2 protein-coding genes and 1 pseudogene are annotated in these 1,746 nt (G+C 34.0%); 1 reads left to right on the top strand and 2 read right to left on the bottom strand.

Annotated elements, in window-relative coordinates:
* Positions 1–116, top strand: a pseudogene (locus tag AC1DJR_RS28760) (single-stranded DNA-binding protein); the annotation flags it as partial.
* 49 nt (positions 117–165) lie between these two features.
* Here AC1DJR_RS28760 and AC1DJR_RS28755 read toward each other — a convergent pair.
* A complete protein-coding gene (locus tag AC1DJR_RS28755) occupies positions 166–756 on the bottom strand; it encodes a TetR/AcrR family transcriptional regulator (protein ID WP_429688828.1) in 591 nt (196 codons plus the stop codon).
* Between the two features lie 144 nt (positions 757–900).
* Positions 901–1,746: FAD-dependent monooxygenase (locus AC1DJR_RS28750; RefSeq protein ID WP_477004125.1), on the bottom strand; the 846-nt coding region annotated here is incomplete at its 5' end.

The following is a 1,746-nucleotide window of genomic DNA, read 5'->3' as shown; positions in this document are numbered from 1 at the left end:
GGCGTATTCATACGAGTAATTACGATGATGAACAAGGAAAGAGAGTATATAGAACTGAAGTTCTGATTGAGAGCATTACATTTCTGGAGAGAAGGAGGGAGGGGGCATCGCAATAAGATGTAAAGAGTATTAAAAGTTAAGAGGGCTTTGTAGCATAGCCCTCTATTATTTTTGATTGATACCTTCCCAAACAACATCTAACTGTTGATTGAGTATATTTTTCGCATTTGTTTCATTAGAATTTAATAGGGATTGGGACATGAGTGTATAAAAATAAGTACTCATAATAGTAGAAGTGATAATATTTATATCCCATTGACTGTTTAATTTTCCTGTTTCTTTCGCTGCTGTAATAATTGAAGACAAACTTTCTTGTAGCTGTTGTATACTTTTTAATTCATTTTCTACTAAGTAGTTAGATTTAATAATTTCAAAAACAGCATGCTTCATTAATTCTCCATGTCCAGTAAAGCGATCTAGTAAGTCTCCTAAAATAAGTTTGATTCGTTCTTTTGGATGTTCCACATTTTCATACGTTTTTAAACTTTCATTCCATAGTTCAATTTGAGAATCACCTAAAAATAATAATATGTTTTCTTTTTTCGGAAAGTAGTTGAAGAAAGTTCCTTTTGCAATCCCACATGCAGTAGTAATATCTTGAACCGTTACATTTTCGTACCCACGTTCTTGAAAGAGCTGTACTGCTTTTAGGAATATAAGTTCTTTTAATTCTTTTTTTCTCGTTTCTCTAAGCATATAATCGACTCCTAATACAAACAATTATATCTGTTTATTAGAGTATCTCAAATGAAATCTTATTTCATGCCTCCTAATTTTACTGTTTAATACAATTGAAAGAAGGATAGAGAGAATTCCGTTCATACTTTTCGTTGGAGTTTGTCATAAATGAAAACTGTATAGTTCATGTGCTTGCCTATCAGAAATCCATTTCGGAATATGTTTCATTGCTTGGTTTCTTAGTATAGTTAAAGGTTTACTTTCTATTTGCGCCATTTTTCCAACTTTCCACGCAGTGTTTGRGATTTTTTCAATTCTTTCTCGTCTTTTTTGTTCGTATTCTATAAATGCTTGGCGATAGTGGGCATTATTTTTGATGCATTCAGCAAGAATAATAGCATCTTCAATTGCCTGACAAGCTCCTTGGCCTAAATTAGGTGTAAGTGCATGGGCAGCATCCCCAATAAAGACGATGCGTTTGTCAAAAAACTGTTTCATTGGAATAATGTCTACAATATCACGATGAATCATATCAATGTCAGAGGCGTTATTTAAAATAGATGGGATGGGGTTATGGTAAGTTTTGAAATGATTATACAAATCTGCTGTTGTGTAATCCTTGTATTTGGGATCTCTAGCTTTAGCGTTTATGAGCGCATACCAGTATACTTCGTTGTTTGGGAGAGGGACGATACCAAATCTACCGTTTGTTCCCCAAGTTTCAATAAAATCGTTTGTTAAAGATAGACTATGAGCTGGAGTTACGCCGCGCCAACACGTATAACCGGCATAACGATAACCATCACTTTGTGTTACTTTTTTTCGAACGACAGAATGAATACCATCTGCAGCAATGAGTATATTGCCGAGTGCTTCACTACCATCTTGAAATAATATTTTTAAGGCGTTTTCTTCATTTTGTTCTATTTTTACGCACTCTTTTCCCCATTCGACAGTACCTTCTTGTAGTTCGGAAAGTAGCAATTGATGTAAATCTTTTCTATGAAT

It is taken from the genome of Bacillus sp. 05T31 (genome assembly GCF_056396725.1).
This window is presented reverse-complemented; position numbering and strand designations above follow the sequence as displayed.